This is a genomic window from Planctellipticum variicoloris, from assembly GCF_030622045.1.
GTDB classification, from domain to species: Bacteria; Planctomycetota; Planctomycetia; order Planctomycetales; family Planctomycetaceae; genus Planctellipticum; species Planctellipticum variicoloris.
The window spans coordinates 6,917,842-6,934,396 of the sequence record NZ_CP130886.1 but is presented as its reverse complement, the minus strand read 5'-3'; the positions used below and the strand labels follow the sequence as shown (position 1 = coordinate 6,934,396).

Below are 16,555 nucleotides of genomic sequence, written 5' to 3'. Positions count from 1 at the left end.
AAGCAAAAACTGCCAAACGAATCTGAAAGAATCTGACGTATTGTGACAGATTCCGCCCATTTCCTGCCGGCGGCAGCCCCAAACTGACGAATTGCGGTTTGTCAAATACCGCGGAGACTCCGCATTCCCCATCGACCCCCAGCCACGCAGGTCTTGACGACCTTCCCGAAGAACCCAACGACCGGATTCGAGTGGACGGCCCAAACAACCGCAAACGGTCACCCAGATTGCGCATACCCCCAGGACGTCCGATCTATCGTGGCGGCAGCAGCGGGAGCAGCTCGGCCAGAGATGACAACCCGAGCCCGGGAGTTCGGCCCCTCCGGTCGATCAGCACCGCCTGCCAGCCGGCGTCCCGGGCCCCGGCGACGTCCATGTTCGGATCGTCACCGACCATCAGCAATTCCCCGGGAGCGCAGTCGCACTTTGCGGCGACGGCCGCAAAGAATTCCGGCGCCGGCTTGCGGAAGCCGATTTCCGCCGAGATGCAGCGAGGCTGCAACCGGGCCAGCTCCGGCGTCGCCTCGCACACCGCATGCAATCGGTGGTCAAAGTTGCTGGCCAGCGCCAGCGGCCACCCGTCCTCCAGCAACCGGGAGAGGACCGGCAGAACATCCGGATAACAGGCCCACGCCTCCGGCCGGGCAAACCACGCGAACAGTTCCACATAGCAGGCTTCGAAGTCGGGAAAGTCTCCCAGCGACTCGCGGACAATCCACCGCCAGCGTTCGGCCTCAACCGCCTCGCTCGTCCGCAACCGATTGCCCGGGTCCGTCAGTCCGGGCAATTCCGCGGATTCGCTCCGCCGGAACGCATCCCGGAACTTCCCCTCCAGCTCCGCCACGTCGCACGCAACGCCATACTTCGCCGCCACGCTCGCATAGATCACCGGGACCGGAGGATCCGGATGCAGCAGCGTCCCGCCGGCATCGAACACGATCACTCGCACTGCGTCGCGACGAAACATGAAAGGATTCTCTGAAGGCGAGTGCCAGCCGACAGAATGTCGAAGGCGGAGTGTCGACATGCAGAAAGGCGATTACCGTTGGTTCATCGCCCGATTCCGACCTGCGAGCTGAGACCCTAATCTCTGGCATTCAATTGAGAACTGGCGTCGCTCGTCCATCTTCACAATTCGACATTTCCTCGACTTTTCTTCGCGGTGAATTCGGTCTTCACGGATTCGCGACCGGCAAACAAAGCTCGGCCTGAGTCACCCGTTGCAGCGCGGGGCGATCGATCGAAATCCCCAATCCAGGGCCGGCAAGGGCCGGTGCGTACCCGCCTCGACCAAAGGTCAGATCTTCCCGTGTCAGCGTCTCGCGCACCAGAAATCGATCAAAGCTCCCTTCCAGGGAACGCAGTCCGCTGACCGACGACGCAAAGTGACGCCCGGCCGCCGACAGGATCCCCGTCTCCCCCACCTGGCACCCGAGCTGACAGGCGAGACCCGCCCGGTGCGCCGCAGCCGCCAGCAGCAACGACGACAAAAAGCCGCCGCACTTCGACAGGCGGAGATTGAACAAGTCACACGTCCCGGCCTCAATCGCCCGGCGGGCATCGACCAGGCTGCAGAGGGATTCATCGAGCATGATCGGCACACCCAGTCGAGGCCGCAGAGCCGCCAACCCGCCTACCTGCGCATGTGGCACTGGCTGCTCGACGGACTTAATGCCGAAGGGGGTCAATTCACGCAATCGCTCTTCAAGATTGGCACAGGACCAGGCCTCGTTGGCGTCGATGCGGAGATCGAACGACGAACCGAGCAGCCGCCGCAATCGCTGGAGCAGCCGACGATCGTCGACGCCGGGAACGCCGACCTTCACCTTCACTTGATGAAATCCGAACACGCGCAGCTTGATCGCCCGGACATACTGTCCCCACAGGCTCATCGCGGTAAAGACGCCGCTGTAACGCACGCGATCGACCGACTGCCGGAACGGATCCGCCTCGGGAACCAGCGTCGTCACGTACGACAGCGGAACGCCGGACGATCGGCACGCCGCATCCAGTACGCTCAGCTCGATGGCGCAGCGGACCGAATTGCCGAAACACTCACGATCGTCGCCCGGAACGGCTGGAAGTCGGAAGTGGCGCAGACGTTCCACGACGTCCGGCAGACCCGAATACCTTCCGCTCAACGACCCGACGAGCCCCGGTTCCCCGAGTTGCTGCCAGGCGGAATCGATGGTTTCTCCGGTCACGTACGCTCGAGGCAGCCCCTCGCCCCAGCCTTCCGTCCCGTCCTCCAGCCGGCAGCAGACCACCAGCGAATCGGTGTCAGTCCGGGAATGGGACGCGTGCGTAATCGCCTTCCGCAGCGGGATGCGGACGTGGTACGCGGTCAGTTCCTGGATGCGCATGACGGGAATCGTTGAGGGTTGAGCGTTGAGAGTCGAGAAAAATGCAGAAACCCGGCGGTTTCATTCTGCGGCTCAACGCTGAACGCTCAACCCTCAACGCATCCATCGGCCGTCAGCGGGGCGGAAATCTCCAGCAGGTCGACCGCCGGCTGACGATTGCAGAAAATCGTCGCCATCCTGCCATACGTCACGTCCCCGACGGGCATCGCCAGGTAACGGGACAGGGGCGGCCCCGCCGTGATCTCCAGAATCGCTCCCAGGTCGATATGCCGCAGCACGTTATGCTCAATCAGGACGCGTCCCAGCGGAATCTGCTCGGAGAGAATCTGCTGTCGGACAGCCTCGGTCACGTATTGCAGATGGAATCGGACGAGACCGAACTGCACCGGAATCTCAGTGCCGTGTTTGTAAAGCACGATCTTCCGCACGTACAGATCGCCGTCCAGTCGACGATCGAGGACGCGGACGTCGACGCTGGTCCGGTGATACGTTTCCATCGCCACCGTCATGTGGTGGTCATGAACCAGCATCGACTTATACGGTTCGGGCGTCGTCGCCGACGGAATGTGAACCGCGCTGGCAAACAGAGGTTCAGACTCGGGAAACAAGTCCGTCAGCGCGCGAAGTTCATCCAGCGGATTCATGCGGCAGGTATCCACTCACGAGGCCGGGCGACGCCGTCGAAAGACTCTGAGGCACACTCAGAGGCCGTTCAGGTATAGCGGACGGACCGGTGCTCGGGTTCGAAGTATTCCGTCAGCAGGGTGTCGACCTGCAACAGCCCCTTTCGCGTCAGGACGATCTCGTCCCCCTCGACGTTGAGGTAGCCCTTGGCCTGCTGGTTCGCCAGCGGCTCGGCGAACTCCTCCAGAACGTCCACGCCAAACTTCTCGCGGAACTGCCCCGCCGAAACGTGGCCTTCCTTCATCAGCAGAACGAACTCGCGGATCAGCATCTGGTGCGGCGTCGGCCGCAGCGCGCGGTTCACGGGCAGTTCGCCTCCTTCGACCGTCGTCAGGTACTCTTCGATCTGATCCAGGTTCTGGTAATGCACGCCCTGAAAATGGCCGAACGACGAAACCCCCGCCGCCAGCAGATCGCAGCCGCGCCAGACATTGTCCCGGTAGACAAAGTGGTCAGTCGCCGGATTCTTGATCAGTTCGTTGCCGCTCGACGCCCGATAGCCGTCCAGGGCCAGCGTGTCGTAGGCTTCGTTGACCCAGCGCCGCTTGGTATCCCAGTTCGCGATCGGCGACGTGACGCCCAGCTCCTTCATTTCCTTCGAAATGAGCGTGTTGTGCGGCAGCTCCATCTGGTAGATGGTGATGTTGTCCGGAGCGAGCTTGCGCGCCTCGGCGACGCACTTCGTCCAGTTCTCGTCGGTCTCGCCGATCATTCCCGCAATCAGGTCGATGTTGACCTGCGGAAAACCGGCGCTCTGGATCCAGTCGTACGCCTTGTAAACTTCCGGCGCATGATGCGCCCGCCCGTTGGCTTCCAGAATCGCGTCATCGAAGTTCTCGACGCCCAGCGAAATCCGCGTCACGCCGATATCCCGGAGCGTCTTGACCTTCTCTTCGTTGAGCGTCCCCGGTTCGCATTCGAAAGTCACTTCGTCGGCGTTGTCCCAGGTCACCGACCGGCTCAGCTCCTCCCGCAGAAACCGGAGCTGTCGCGAACTGAGGTACGATGGCGTGCCGCCGCCGAAGTAAACGAACTTCAGCGATCGCCCTTTGACTCCGCGCAGCTCGCTCAGCAACTGCACCTCGCGGGCGAGCGCCTCGACGTATCGCTCGATCGCCTTGGCGTTCTGGTTCGTGTAGACCCGGAAGTAGCAGAACTTGCAGCGCTTCCGGCAGAACGGAATGTGAATGTAGAGCCCCAGCGGCACGGTTCGATCCGGCTCGGCCTCAAACGCCGAATGAATCTCCGAAACGTACTCCCGCTGCCAGAGCGAGAAAGGCGGATAATTCGACACGAAGTAGCTGCCGACTTCGGTGGCTGCTGAAGTGTCGGTGCTCATCAGGCGAGTCTCCGGGGCGGGACGGCGGGCGGGGTCGACCTCCCCAGAATAGTCTGACCGGCCGACACGATGCCACGCCGACGGACAATTCGGCGGGGCGCCGCTCCGCCAAACTCTACGCGCCGGCAACCGGACTTCACACCGCCGGCGCCACGAAATGACCGGAGCGTCCCCCCTGCTTCTCCAGCAGTCGAGTCGGTCCCAGGACCATCGCCCGGTCAACGGCCTTGCACATGTCGTAGACCGTCAGTCCCGCAACCGTCACCGCCGTCAGGGCTTCCATCTCGACTCCGGTCCGGCCATGCACCGTCGCCGTCGCCTCGATCCTCAGCGTCCGGTCGTCGACCGGCGCCAGCGCGACAGTCACTCCATCCAGGCCTAGCGGATGGCAAAGCGGAATGAGGTCGGCCGTCCGTTTCGTGGCCATGATTCCTGCCAGCCGGGCGACCTCGAGTACATCCCCCTTGGCGAGCTGCTTGTTCAGAATCAGCGACAAGGTCGCCGGCTGCATGCGGACGTGGCTTTCCGCGCGCGCCATCCGCAGCGAAACGTCCTTGCCGGCGACGTCGACCATGCGCGAGCCGCCCTGGTCGTCAAAATGCGTGAGCTGTGGTGCGTTCATGAATTCCGCTGACGTACACCGACGACCGACACTTCCGAGCACGGGCGGCCGATGTCGCAGCCGCGACCCGCACCAATGTGTCGCCCGCCTACCATTCAGAGTGCGGCTGCGCGCTCGCAGGAAGAATCCCGGAATCCGACTTTCGAGAAAGCCCCGGACGCTCGCCGACAGCCCGAAACTCCGGATCCGTCTTGAACAGGTTTCGCGGCGTATTGAACACGCCCTTCGACAATCCCGAAAGCTGTCCCCCGCCCTGCCATGCATCTGGCGGATTCCCCAACTGGGGACCAAACGACACGCCAACAATCATCAACACCGCAGCCGCCATCGCCACGGCGGGAATCCAACCGTTGAACCGATCGTGCCGCTTCTGCTTCTCGTGCCGGACAATCTCCGACTTCACCTGCGGCCAGATGCTCGTCACAAACGCCGGCGGCCCCGACTGAGCCACTCGCAAGGCGTCCTGCGACGCCTGCAGTTGCGTCAGATATCGGGCGCACGATGCGCACCGCGACACATGCCGCCGCAGCGCCGCAGCCTCCGTAGCGTCCGGCAAGTCTTCGCCGACCCACAACGCCAAACCAGTTTTCGCCCGACGGCAATCCATGACTCTTCCAACCCCCCTCAACGCCGTACTCTGCAAGCGAGAAACGCTCACCGGCAAAATCGTCCCGAAATCCCAGCCCTATTCGTCCGATTTCCGCCGTCGAGAATCTCGATGGGATTCGACCGGAGTCGCCGGCGCACCAGATTCCAAGCCCTTGGGCGAACTCTCCTGACGGCGCTGCCAGATTTCCTGAAACTTGGCGCGTGCCTCCGACAGCCGCCAGCGAATCGTCGACTCGGTCCGCTTCAAAATCGCCGCAATTTCCGACGTCGAGAAATTCTCCAGGTCCCTCAGAATCAAAACCGTCCGATAACTCTCGGGCAACTGCTGCAGGACCGCGTTGACCTCCTGCTTGGTATCCATGGCCTCGCGGGGATCGTCCATCCCCGGATCCACAGACCGCTCGGCATCCCGCTCACTGAACAAAAGCCACCATCCCCGCCGCTTCTGGCGGCGGAGATGATCCAGCGTCAGGTTCACGCCGATCTGAAACAGCCACGGGCCAAACCGACGCGCCGGATCGAACTGATCCAGACGCTGATAGGCTCGCAGGAAAGTTTCCTGAGCCAGATCCTCGGCGACATCCCGACGGTGGACGAGTTGCAGAATGACCCGCAACAGCCGGCGCTCATAGCGCAACACCAACTGGCCAAAGGACTCCCGGTTCCCCAGGCGCGCCTCTTCCACCAGCCGGGCTTCACAAGGTTGTGGCCCGCTCAGAGGCTCTTTCGAGTCAGTCGCTTTCTGCGAACTCATAGTCTGTGGCATGTTTCACCCGTGTATCACTACGCACACACGGGCTCAGTCGCTGGGCCGGAATCTGCAAATTCCGGAATTGCGGGGGTCCGCGCAGAACCTCCCCCTCTCAAATCCTACCTTTCTCCACACCTCGCGCCGATAGCGTTTGTAACGCCCGCCCCGAAATTGCCGACCGCCGCTTTCCCCCATTCGCGTCGGTCGCGGTTGCGGCGACAGCGCTCCAACGTCCAGAATGTCCGCTGGTCGCGCCGACTTTCGACTTCTGGACCCCTGCATGGCTGCGCGTAAGATCGGACCGTTCGAACTGGGAGATCGCCTCGGCGTGGGCGGGATGGGGATCGTGTACCGCGCGGTCTACACGAAAACCGGCACGCCGGTCGCCATCAAAGTTCTATCACCCGACCTCTCCGACGACGCGCAGCTTCAGGCCCGCTTCGAACGTGAAATCGCGATCCTCAAAAAGCTGCAGCATCCGAACATCGTCAAGTACTACGGCGGCGGAAAGTTCGGGGCTCAACGATTCTACGCGATGGAGCTTGTTCAGGGGGGCGCCCTCGAACGACTTCTGAAAGAAAAACGGCAGCTCCCCTGGGAGCAAGTCGTCGAGTTTGGCATGCAGATCGCCAAAGCTCTCGAACACGCCCATGCCGCCGGAGTCGTCCACCGCGACCTCAAGCCGGCCAATCTGCTGCTGACACCAGAGGGGACGCTCAAGCTCACCGACTTCGGCATCGCCCGCGACACGCAGGCCACCGCCCTCACCGCCGCCGGACGAACCGTCGGGACTTACGCCTATATGGCCCCCGAGCAAATTCGCGGCAAGCCCCCGGTCGACCGCAAGACCGATCTCTACGCCCTGGGCTGCGTGCTGTTCGAAATGCTCGCCGGCGAAACCCCGTTCAGCGGAAGCCAGCAGGGCGAAGTCCTGATGGCCCACCTGCAGGAGGAGCCCCCCCGCGTCACCTCGCTCGCCCGAACCTGTCCGCAGTGGCTGGAAGACCTGATCTTCAATCTGCTGGAGAAGAACCCGGACGACCGCCCCTACGACGCCCTGCAGGTGCAGGTCGCTCTGGAAGACGGGCTCAAGAGCACCACGCAGGCTACTGTGCTGCAGCCGACGATCGACGGCGGTCCGCAACCCGGAACGGCCGCGCAGACCGGCGAGAAGCCCAGGAAAAAGAAGAGAAAGAAAGGCTCGAAAGCCAGCCTCGAGACCCCGTTCTACGAGCGCGCCTGGTTCCTGGGGCTTTGCCTGTTGCTGCTGGTCGGCGGCGTCTTCTGGCTGATGCAGCCCCTCAGCGAAGCGCAGCTCATCGCCAGAGCCGAACCCCTCATGGCGTCCGCGGACGAGTCAAATTGGATCACCGCCCGCGACTCGTATCTCAACCCGCTCCTGAAACGGTTCCCGGACGGGGACGCGGCCCGGAAGGCGCGGGACCATCTCGACAAGCTGGAAATGGCCCAGGCCGAACGACGGGCCGGCATCAAGGCCAAGTCGCTCGACGAAGCCGACAACGAAGCCCAGCGACTCTACATCGAAGCCAGCCGCTATGAGGTCAACGGCGACCGGATCAGCCAGCTCGAAAAATACCGCAGCATGCTCGAACTGCTGAAGGACAAGGTCAACGATTCCGGCAGCCGCCCCTATCTGCTCCTCGCCCAGCGCAAGATCCAGCAGATCGAAGCCGCCGGAACCGACTCCGTCGACCGGCTGGCCATCGTCAAAGGAATGCTCGACAAAGCCGAAGAAAAGCTCGCCGCCAGCGACAAACTCGGCGCTCAGGCCATCTGGCGGAGTATCGAAAAACTCTACTCCGGCAACCAGGAACTAGAAGCGGAAGTCGAGCAGGCCCGCGCCCGCCTGCAAGGCAAGTAGCCGGAACCGGCCGAGCGGCCGTTAATCCTGCCACCAGGGCTTGCTCGCCCCCGTCTTCCGCGGGGCATCCGTCCGCTTCGGAGCTGGTTCGTCCGCGGAATCTCCGCGGTCTTCTTCTTCATCGTCCGGATCGCTGAAGCCTCCCAGACCACTCTCCGCGCTGAAGTCGACGGGGCGGATGATGTTCTTCTTCGTCTCCGACTTCCACGACGCGGTCTCAGCCGTTGATGTTTCCCGAGCTTCCGCGCGCGACTTCGTCGCTGCCGGTCGGGGCCTGGACGCGGTTTCCACGCGATCCGGCATCTCCCATTCGCGCTGCAGCTCGGGAATCTTCTTCACCGATGCCCGACCAGGGGCCTCGTCCGCCTCTTCGACATCTTCCACTTCAAAGTTCAATTCGGGCGTCTCCTCGACGGCCGGACGCACTGGAACGGACGGCCCGCGGTTCGGCCGCGTCCGCGACACCGGCGGATTTTTCTCCTCCGCGGAAACCGGGACGACCTCCCGACTGGCACGCGGAGCGGGAGATGGAGCCGTCGCACGCTCCGGAAGAGGCGCCGCCTTGCCGCGACCGGCAACCTGCTGGGCGGATTCCATCCGCTGACGGGCTTCGGCAAGCTGTGTCAATCCGTTCGCCGCCACCTTCAGGTTGGGATCGATCGACAGCGCCTGGTTGTAACGCCGCATCGCCTGATCCCCTTCGCCGCGCTGCACGTGCACGTACGCCAGGTTGCACAGCGCTTCAGCCTCCGAAGTCGACCGGCGGAAATAACGCAACGCTTCGTCGGACTGCCCCTGAAACGCCAGCACCATCCCCATATTGTTCGCGGCCCGCGTATCGTTCGGCTTCCGGTCGAGAGCCTCCTTCAGCAATTTCTCGGCCTTAGTGTAGTCCCCCTCCAGCAGCGCCGCGTAACCCCGGTCGGTATAGATGTCGACGTTGTTCGGATTCAGCTTCTGAGCGATGACGTAGAACTTCTCGGCCTCGACGAAGTTGTCCGTCCGCGCATAGACGTTCGCCAGACGATGGGCATACTCGGGCTTCTTGGGATACTTCTGGTGCAGTTCGAGAAGCAGCTCCTCCGCCTGCCGCACGTTGGAATTCCGCTCGTGCAGCCGGGCCATGCTGTACTTGGTCTCTTCCTCGCGTTTCGGCTTCTCGATCACGCTCGTGACTTTGTTGGTCACTGCGCTCGTAATGCCACAGCCGGACAACAGCACCACACAGAGCCCCGCTGCCGACACACCGCTGAAAGTCGCGCGCTGACGCATGGACGTTCCTTCGTCCGGGAGGCCGTGTCTCAGCGTTGAACGCCCCGGAGCAGGCTCCGGAAAATGGCGCACGCCGGCCCTCACGGTCCGCATTCCCTTACGGAATCTATCGACGCACCGAATCCAGACAGTTCAGCTCAATCTGCGGGTCGCAGCGGGTCTGCAGAATGCCCGTGCGTGAAACGAGCGGTTTCACGCACAGGCGGCAATGTCCGTCGGCCGCCGGTGCCCGGCCAAGTCCGCTCTCGACTGTACACAGACGTTCTACGATCCGTCCGACTCTGTCGCGTTTCCGCTCTTTTCACGGTACAAATGGACGATTCCGCCCGAATTCCGTCAACCCTGGAGCCCTCCGCGTGCGTCCGTCTCAGTTCACGTCCGAAATTGAAGATGCCCTCAAGTCCGAAACGTTCCTCATGCTGGTCCTCAGCCAGCCCCGCCGGAACAACGAGACGGCGAAAGTCACGGTCCGCCCCGTCGAACTGAAGAACGGACTCCACTACCAGTGGGCCGAACGCGTCGGCTCCAAGGAAAAGCATCGCAATCTGACGGCCTCGGAACTGCTCCAGTCGACCCGGGAAGCCTTCCCCAACGGCTTCGGCGACGCCCATTTGTATACCGAACTGGTCGATATCACCGCCCGGACGAAGGGAGGCTCCCTGCAGCTCAAGCGCAAGCCCCCCTCGAAAAAGCCCGCACTCACCAGCCACAACCGCGAAAAGCAATACATCATCCCGGTCGGCGAGCCCTGCCCGTTCCTCGCCGAGATCGGCGTCATGACCCCCGCGGGCGACGTCCGCCCCGCGATGTACCACAAATTCCGCCAGATCAACCGCTACCTCGAGTTCCTCCAGGACGTCCTCCCGGCTCTCCCCAAAGACGGCACACTGCAAATCGTCGACTTCGGCTGCGGCAAGAGCTATCTCACCTTCGCCATGCATCACTTCCTGACGAAAATCCACGGCCGCGCCGTCGAGATCGTCGGCCTCGATCGCAAGTCGGACGTCCTGACCCACTGCACCGGCATCGCCGAACGTCTGCAATGCAACGGGCTCCGTTTTGCCGAGGGCGATATCGCCACCTACCAGCCGACCGGAGAAGTCCATCTCGCCGTCTCGCTGCACGCCTGCGATACCGCCACCGACGACGCCATCGCCGCCGCCTTGAGCTGGGGCTGCCAGGTAATCCTCGCCGTCCCCTGCTGCCAGCACGAGCTCAACGCCAAACTCGATCGCGGCGTCCTCCCCGGCCTGACCGAATACGGCCTGCTCAAGGAACGCTTCGCGTCGATGGCGACCGACGCCCTGCGGGCGCAGTTCCTCGAAGTCCACGGCTACCGCACACAGATCGTCGAATTCATCGAACTGGAGCACACGCCCAAAAACCTGCTGATTCGCGCCGTCCGCCGCGCCGAACCCCACCCCGCCGACAGCGAATCCCGCCGGGAAATCTACGACCAGCTCAAGTCGCAACTGCGACTCGAAACGTGGCACCTCGAAGAGGCGTGGCAGAGGGTGCAGCCCTCGTAAACTCGAAATCCAAAGCACGAAATCCGAAACAAAGCCGATAGAACCACCAAAGCAGAAACGGGTTGATCACAACCCCGTTTCTGCGTTTTTGAATTTGGTGCTTGTTTCGGATTTCGAGATTCGGATTTCGGATTTTTCCCCTTGGACGTTGTCGCCCTCTTCAACGCGTTCGAAGCCGCCTGGTGGCTGATCGTCGCGGTGCTGATTGGCGTCGAAAGTCAGCGTTCCCGGCGACCACGCAACCTGACCATCGGTCTCTGCACGGCTCTCGTCGTCTTCGCCGTCAGCGATGCCATCGAATACCACACCGGCGCCTGGTGGCGCCCGTGGTGGCTCGCCGTCCTGAAGGTCGCCTGCGGAACAACAATCGGACTGCTGGCACTGCGGATCTACCGCAAAGGAAGCGAAACGACGCGAAACGAGCCGACCTCCCGGCGACCCTGACAGTACAAAAGAATCCCAACCACGGTGCCCCGGTCGGAACTCCCCCCACACTCTCTCCGGCCATCAACGCTCAACGATCGACGCTCAACGATTTACCCCACCTTGAACGTCTCTTCCGCCGGCGACACCATCCACGTCCGCTTCACGCCCCGCCCCGGATTCGCCGACAGGTGCTCCAGGATCTTGTAGACCCACTCCACCTGTCCCGGCTCGCCGATCGCCGCGGCCACCTGCTCGGCGGTCTGCCACTCCTGCACCTTCTGCAGATGTGCGACAGCCTTCGACTGCACCTCCAGCACCCGGGCCGCCGCCTTCTTACCCGCCTCCACGCCCGGCTGATGGTAGGCGTTGATGTCGATCACTTCGGCATACAGCCCCACCGCTCGTTCGTAGAGCGCAATCAACGCCCCGATGCTTTCGCCGCTGACATCGTTGACGGTAATCGTGATCGAATCCCGCCCCTTCTCCGCCAGCGCCTCCCGAGTCCCCAGCAGCAGCCCGGTCAGGTAATCGCCCGACGTAATCCCCGGCTCCACTTCGAGGCTGGTGCGGATTCCATCCACCGCAAGCTGCGGACTCGTCCGGTCGGCGAGAACCTCGATGAACGTCACAAAGAAGTTTGCGATCCCGTCGCGGAGCTGCTGCACATAAGCGTGCTGATCGGTCGAGCCTTTGTTCCCGTAGACCGCAATCCCCTGCTGCACAGTGTTGCCCTGCCGATCGAATTCCTTCCCCAGCGACTCCATCACAAGCTGCTGCAAGTACCGGCTGAACAGCAGCAGCCGGTCCTTGTAGGGCAGCACCACCATGTCCTTCAGACCGCAGCCCCCAGTGATGTGATACCACATCATCGCGAGCAACGCAGCGGGGTTCTGCAGCACATCCGTGCGACGCGTCAGCTCATCCATCCGCGCCGCACCGCGGAGCAGGTCTTCAACCGGCAGTCCCTGCAGCGCCGCCGGCAGCAGCCCCACTGCCGACAGCACCGACGTCCGACCACCGACCCAGTCCCACATCGGAAACGTCGCCAGCCAGCGCCCGGCGACCGCCGTCTTGTGCAGCTTGCTCCCTTCCTGCGTGACCGCCACGGCATGGCGGCTGAAATCGATCCCCGCGTGCCGATACGCCGACTCGATCTCCAGTTGCCCGTTCCGCGTTTCCGGCGTCCCGCCCGACTTGCTGACGACGACCACCAGCGTTTCGCCGAGCTTTCCCCGCAAGCTGGCCAGCACCTGGTCGATCCCGTCCGGATCGGTATTGTCCACGAACGATAGCGTCAGAGGATCGTCGGCGGAACCGAGCGCCTGAGCCACAAACTGCGGACCCAGCGCCGAGCCGCCAATCCCCACCTGCAACACGTGCCGGAAGGTCCCGCCCGATCCGCGCAGCTCGCCGGAATGCACTCGCTTTGCAAAGTCCAGAATGTCCGCCAGCGTCGCCTCAATCTCCGCCGTGATCTCGAGCGTCGGGGCCTTGTCCGGCGATCGCAGCCAGTAGTGCCCGACCATCCGGTTCTCGTCGGCGTTGGCGATTGCCCCCCCTTCCAGCCGCTCCATCGCCTGCAACGCACTCTGCATCCGCGGCAGCAACGGCGCCAGATCCGCATCCGTAAACCGGACCCGGCTCACATCCAGCGTGAACCCCAGCTCGCGGTCCACAATCAGCGAACCCAAATATCGCTGCCAGCCGGTCGCCCCGTCGCCCATGTTGACCGCCTTCCTGCCGTAATCGCCTGAAGCCCATGACACTGGCCGTATCCTATCGACATCCCCCGGACCGCGCCCATCGGGGAATCGCCCCTGCAACCCGCAAAGCCTTCACAATCATCCCCGCAACCCTCTCGCCGCTCTCCGATTCCCGCGGCCTCCGATCCGGGATCGTCACAGACTTCCTGACGAGACTTTCCACAAACTCTCGGCAGACAGACATGTCCCCGATTTCAGGCGTCGGACAGGGATACAGCATCCTCGTGGAGTCCCTCCGCCAGATCGGCGACCGAGTCTCCGATGTGGCCGCAGTCGTCGCCGATCCCTCGGTCGACCCCGCCGAGCAAACCCTGGCCGCCGCCGTCGATCTCACGAAACTCAAAGTCCAGGCACATGCCGCGGCGACGGTCCTCGAAACGTTGGAAGATCTCTCTTCCCCCCTGCTTCGCGCACCGCGCAAGTAGCGCCATCCGGTGAGATCGCTTCCGCCGCCGCGTTCTCCCGCCCCTTTTGCGGACGGCCCCACTTTCCCGCAACCAGTCCGCTGCTCCCGCTCGAAACACCACACACAGGACTTGCTTCCTTCGGCATGGACGCCCCGGCAGCCCTCTGCGGTGGCAATTCCTCATGTGCAGCATTTCCGGCTCCGGCGGCCTGGCGGCCAGCCTCGCCGCCAACGTCTCAAAAGCCAGTCCCCAGGCGGATGCCGCCCTCTCCGCCATCGCCGACCCCGAATCGGGCGGCTCCACCACCGACCTCGCCGCCGCGCTGGTCGCCGTCAAGCAGTCCAGCCTCCAGGTCGCGGCCACGACAATGGTCCTTCAGACTGCTCAACAGCTCTCCGAGAGCCTCCTCTCGATGCCACGCCAGTAGTTCGGGACCCGACCTCTCCAAACCACTCCCATCGAATTCCCCCCGCAGTCGGACGACGCTGGACTGCGGGATTCGTACAATGCCCGCCGGTTCCGGGCCGGCTTCCACCGGCCGCCACACCTCCGCACCGTCGGCCAGAAGACGTCCCTTGAGCAGTGTTTCCACGGCGAATCCCCCCGGCTGGGCCAGTCTCCCCGAGTCCCTGCAGGCCCCGGCCCAAAGTCTGCTCCAGCCCGGCGAACAGCCGTTGGCCTGCCTCGTCGTCGACGTCGATCCGACCCGCCACTTCCGCGAGACCATCCTCCTCCTGACCGATCGCCGGCTCCTCAGCACGCCAGTCTCTCCGTCGGGCGTCCTGGAATTGTCCGCCGCCGATTGGCCCCTTGCCGACATCGTCCGTTTGAAAACATTTGACCGCGGCGGCCTCGGAACCCTCGAACTCCTCGGCGAGTCCTCCCAACTGGCCGTCTGGCACTACACCATCGGCCACGGCCCTCAAGTCCTGGCCCTCATCGAACAGCTCGAACAGCTCAAGCACCCCGCCGACGAACAGTCCGCCCCGGGCGATTCCACAGAACCCCCGGAGGCGGAGACGTTCGAATCCCCGCCGGACACGCGGGCCTTGTTCCGCCTCGCACAGTTCGCCTGGCCCCACGGCCAATGGATCCTCGTCGGCCTGCTCCTGTCGATCGGCGGCACGATCGCCAGCCTCGTCCCTCCGGCGCTCGTGAAGCCGTTGATGGACGACATCCTCGCCCCCGCCCAGACCGTCATCGAAGCCCGTCAGGCCGCCCAGGCGGCCGGCCTGCCCGCCCCCGACGCGCCGGCCATCCCCTTTGGCTCGGCCGGCTGGTATCTCTCGGGGCTGTTCCTCGCCGCCGCCGCCGCATGGATCCTCAACTGGGCTCAAGCCGCCGTCCTCGCCGCGGTCAGCGAGCGCGTCACCGCCGACATGCGCAATCGCACCTACTCGCATCTGCAGAAGCTGTCGCTCGAATACTTCGGCGGCAAGCGGACCGGCGATCTCATGTCCCGCGTCAGCACTGACACCGACCGCCTCTGCTCGTTCATGGGTGACAGCCTCGTCGACTTCATCGCCGACGCCCTCCTCGTCGTCGGCACCGCCGTCGTGCTCCTCTGGTGGGACCCCCGTCTGGCCATCGTCTCGCTGCTGCCGTTCCCCTTCATCTCGTGGCTGATGTACAAGTCCCGCCAGCACCTGCAGCACGGCTTTCAGTCCAGCAGCCGGGCCTGGGGCCAGATGACCAGCGTTCTCGCCGACACCATCCCCGGCATCCGCGTCGTCAAAGCCTTCGCCCAGGAAGGCCGCGAAATCGACCGCTTCGCCCAGGCCAACGAAGTCGTCGTCCAGGCCAACATGCGCGTCAACGCCGTCTGGACGTTCTTCTGGCCCATGATCGGCTTCTTCAACCGGATGGGCGTCCTCGTCGTCTGGGCCTGCGGCGTCTGGCTCGTCTATCGCAACTTCCTCGCCGGCGGGACCGACAACATGACCGTCGGCGACCTGGTCGCCTTCGTCGCCTACATCACCCAGTTCTACGGCCGGCTGGAGATGATGAGCCGGTTCGTCAATTCCTCCGAACGGGCCGCCGCCAGCGCCCAACGGATTTTCGAAGTCCTCGACCGCGTCTCCAGCGTCCCCGAGCCCGCCCGCCCCATCCCACTCGCGCGGCTCAACGGCGAACTCGAATTCCGCGGCGTCGGATTCCGCTACGGCAACCGCAAGGTCATGCACGACCTCACGCTCAAAATCGCCCCGGGGGAAATGATCGGCCTCGTCGGCCACACCGGCGCCGGCAAGAGCACCCTCATCAACCTCGTCTGCCGCTTCTTCGACGTCGCCGAAGGCGCCATCCTCGCCGATGGCGTCGATATCCGCTCCTACCGCATTCAGGACTTCCGCCGGAATGTCGGCATCGTCCTCCAGGAGCCCTTCCTGTTCTTCGGCACGATCGCCGAGAACATCGCCTACGGTCGTCCCGACGCCACCCGCGCCGAGATCATCGCCGCCGCCCAGGCCGCCCGCGCGCACCAGTTCATCCTGCAACTCCCCGACGGCTACGATTCCCTCGTCGGCGAACGGGGCCAGTCCCTTTCGGGGGGCGAACGTCAGCGGATCAGCATCGCCCGCGCGTTGCTGATCGACCCGCGGATTCTGATTCTCGACGAAGCCACCTCCGCTGTCGATACGCAGACCGAGCGGGAGATTCAGGAAGCGCTGCAGAACCTGATTCACGGCCGGACCACGATCGCCATCGCCCACCGCCTGAGCACGCTCCGCCAGGCCGACCGCATCGTCGTCCTCGACCGCGGCCGGATCGTCGAAGTCGGCACGCACGAAGAGCTGCTGGCCCACGCCGGCGTCTATGCCGGCCTGCACCGCGCCCAGCAGGAACTGACGCGGGACATCGGGTTGTAAGCAACCAATCTTGGCGCCCCCTCGACCGCCGTTGAGATTGA

Annotated in this window: 15 protein-coding genes; 6 read left to right on the top strand and 9 right to left on the bottom strand. The window is 63.8% G+C overall.

Translation table 11 applies throughout. From position 1 onward, the window contains the following. Positions 1–253 precede the first annotated feature (253 nt). From SH412_RS27085 to SH412_RS27055, 7 genes are all read right to left on the bottom strand, one after another. Entirely contained in the window at positions 254–967 is a 714-nt protein-coding gene (locus SH412_RS27085) for an HAD-IA family hydrolase (protein ID WP_336521162.1), read from the bottom strand. A gap of 208 nt (positions 968–1,175) precedes the next feature. Then, positions 1,176–2,363, bottom strand: coding sequence for an enolase C-terminal domain-like protein (locus SH412_RS27080; RefSeq protein WP_336521161.1), 1,188 nt, complete (start codon positions 2,361–2,363; stop codon positions 1,176–1,178). Between the two features lie 86 nt (positions 2,364–2,449). Beyond that, a complete protein-coding gene (locus SH412_RS27075) occupies positions 2,450–3,007 on the bottom strand; it encodes a hypothetical protein (RefSeq protein WP_336521160.1) in 558 nt (185 codons plus the stop codon). 68 nt (positions 3,008–3,075) lie between these two features. Then, complete coding sequence (locus SH412_RS27070) at positions 3,076–4,386, bottom strand: coproporphyrinogen-III oxidase family protein (protein ID WP_336521159.1); 1,311 nt, start codon at positions 4,384–4,386, stop codon at positions 3,076–3,078. 136 nt (positions 4,387–4,522) lie between these two features. Then, a complete protein-coding gene (gene moaC / locus SH412_RS27065; RefSeq protein ID WP_336521158.1) occupies positions 4,523–5,008 on the bottom strand; it encodes a cyclic pyranopterin monophosphate synthase MoaC in 486 nt (161 codons plus the stop codon). 88 nt (positions 5,009–5,096) lie between these two features. Then, positions 5,097–5,615, bottom strand: a complete 519-nt coding sequence (locus tag SH412_RS27060; protein ID WP_336521157.1) for an anti-sigma factor family protein — start codon at positions 5,613–5,615, stop codon at positions 5,097–5,099. A gap of 78 nt (positions 5,616–5,693) precedes the next feature. Further along, positions 5,694–6,302 (bottom strand): RNA polymerase sigma factor, encoded by a 609-nt coding sequence (locus SH412_RS27055; RefSeq protein WP_336521156.1) that lies wholly within the window; start codon positions 6,300–6,302, stop codon positions 5,694–5,696. Positions 6,303–6,648: 346 nt separating this feature from the next. On the opposite strand from SH412_RS27055, the gene SH412_RS27050 reads away from it, so the two are divergent. Continuing rightward, positions 6,649–8,250 carry a serine/threonine protein kinase gene (locus tag SH412_RS27050; RefSeq protein WP_336521155.1) on the top strand — a complete coding sequence of 534 codons (1,602 nt, stop codon included), beginning with the start codon at positions 6,649–6,651 and terminating at the stop codon, positions 8,248–8,250. A 21-nt stretch (positions 8,251–8,271) separates the two neighbouring features. On the opposite strand, the gene SH412_RS27045 is transcribed toward SH412_RS27050, so the two are convergent. Further along, positions 8,272–9,522: a tetratricopeptide repeat protein gene (locus SH412_RS27045; RefSeq protein WP_336521154.1), complete on the bottom strand. Its 1,251-nt coding sequence runs from the start codon at positions 9,520–9,522 to the stop codon at positions 8,272–8,274. Positions 9,523–9,878: 356 nt separating this feature from the next. Here SH412_RS27045 and SH412_RS27040 point away from each other — a divergent pair, with 356 nt between their 5' ends. Beyond that, positions 9,879–11,051 (top strand): class I SAM-dependent methyltransferase, encoded by a 1,173-nt coding sequence (locus SH412_RS27040; RefSeq protein WP_336521153.1) that lies wholly within the window; start codon positions 9,879–9,881, stop codon positions 11,049–11,051. 141 nt (positions 11,052–11,192) lie between these two features. Beyond that, entirely contained in the window at positions 11,193–11,495 is a 303-nt protein-coding gene (locus SH412_RS27035) for a hypothetical protein (protein WP_336521152.1), read from the top strand. Positions 11,496–11,587: 92 nt separating this feature from the next. On the opposite strand, the gene SH412_RS27030 is transcribed toward SH412_RS27035, so the two are convergent. Beyond that, positions 11,588–13,201: a glucose-6-phosphate isomerase gene (locus SH412_RS27030; protein ID WP_419555831.1), complete on the bottom strand. Its 1,614-nt coding sequence runs from the start codon at positions 13,199–13,201 to the stop codon at positions 11,588–11,590. 221 nt (positions 13,202–13,422) lie between these two features. Here SH412_RS27030 and SH412_RS27025 point away from each other — a divergent pair, with 221 nt between their 5' ends. The 3 genes from SH412_RS27025 (at position 13,423) to SH412_RS27015 (ending at position 16,514) form a co-directional block, all read left to right on the top strand. Next, positions 13,423–13,665 carry a hypothetical protein gene (locus SH412_RS27025; RefSeq protein WP_336521150.1) on the top strand — a complete coding sequence of 81 codons (243 nt, stop codon included), beginning with the start codon at positions 13,423–13,425 and terminating at the stop codon, positions 13,663–13,665. Positions 13,666–13,828: 163 nt separating this feature from the next. Continuing rightward, positions 13,829–14,074, top strand: a complete 246-nt coding sequence (locus SH412_RS27020) for a hypothetical protein (RefSeq protein WP_336521149.1) — start codon at positions 13,829–13,831, stop codon at positions 14,072–14,074. 148 nt (positions 14,075–14,222) lie between these two features. Beyond that, the gene (locus tag SH412_RS27015) at positions 14,223–16,514 is read left to right on the top strand and encodes a cyanophycin metabolism-associated ABC transporter (protein ID WP_336521148.1); all 2,292 of its coding nucleotides are present in this window, start codon (positions 14,223–14,225) and stop codon (positions 16,512–16,514) included. Positions 16,515–16,555: the final 41 nt, after the last annotated feature.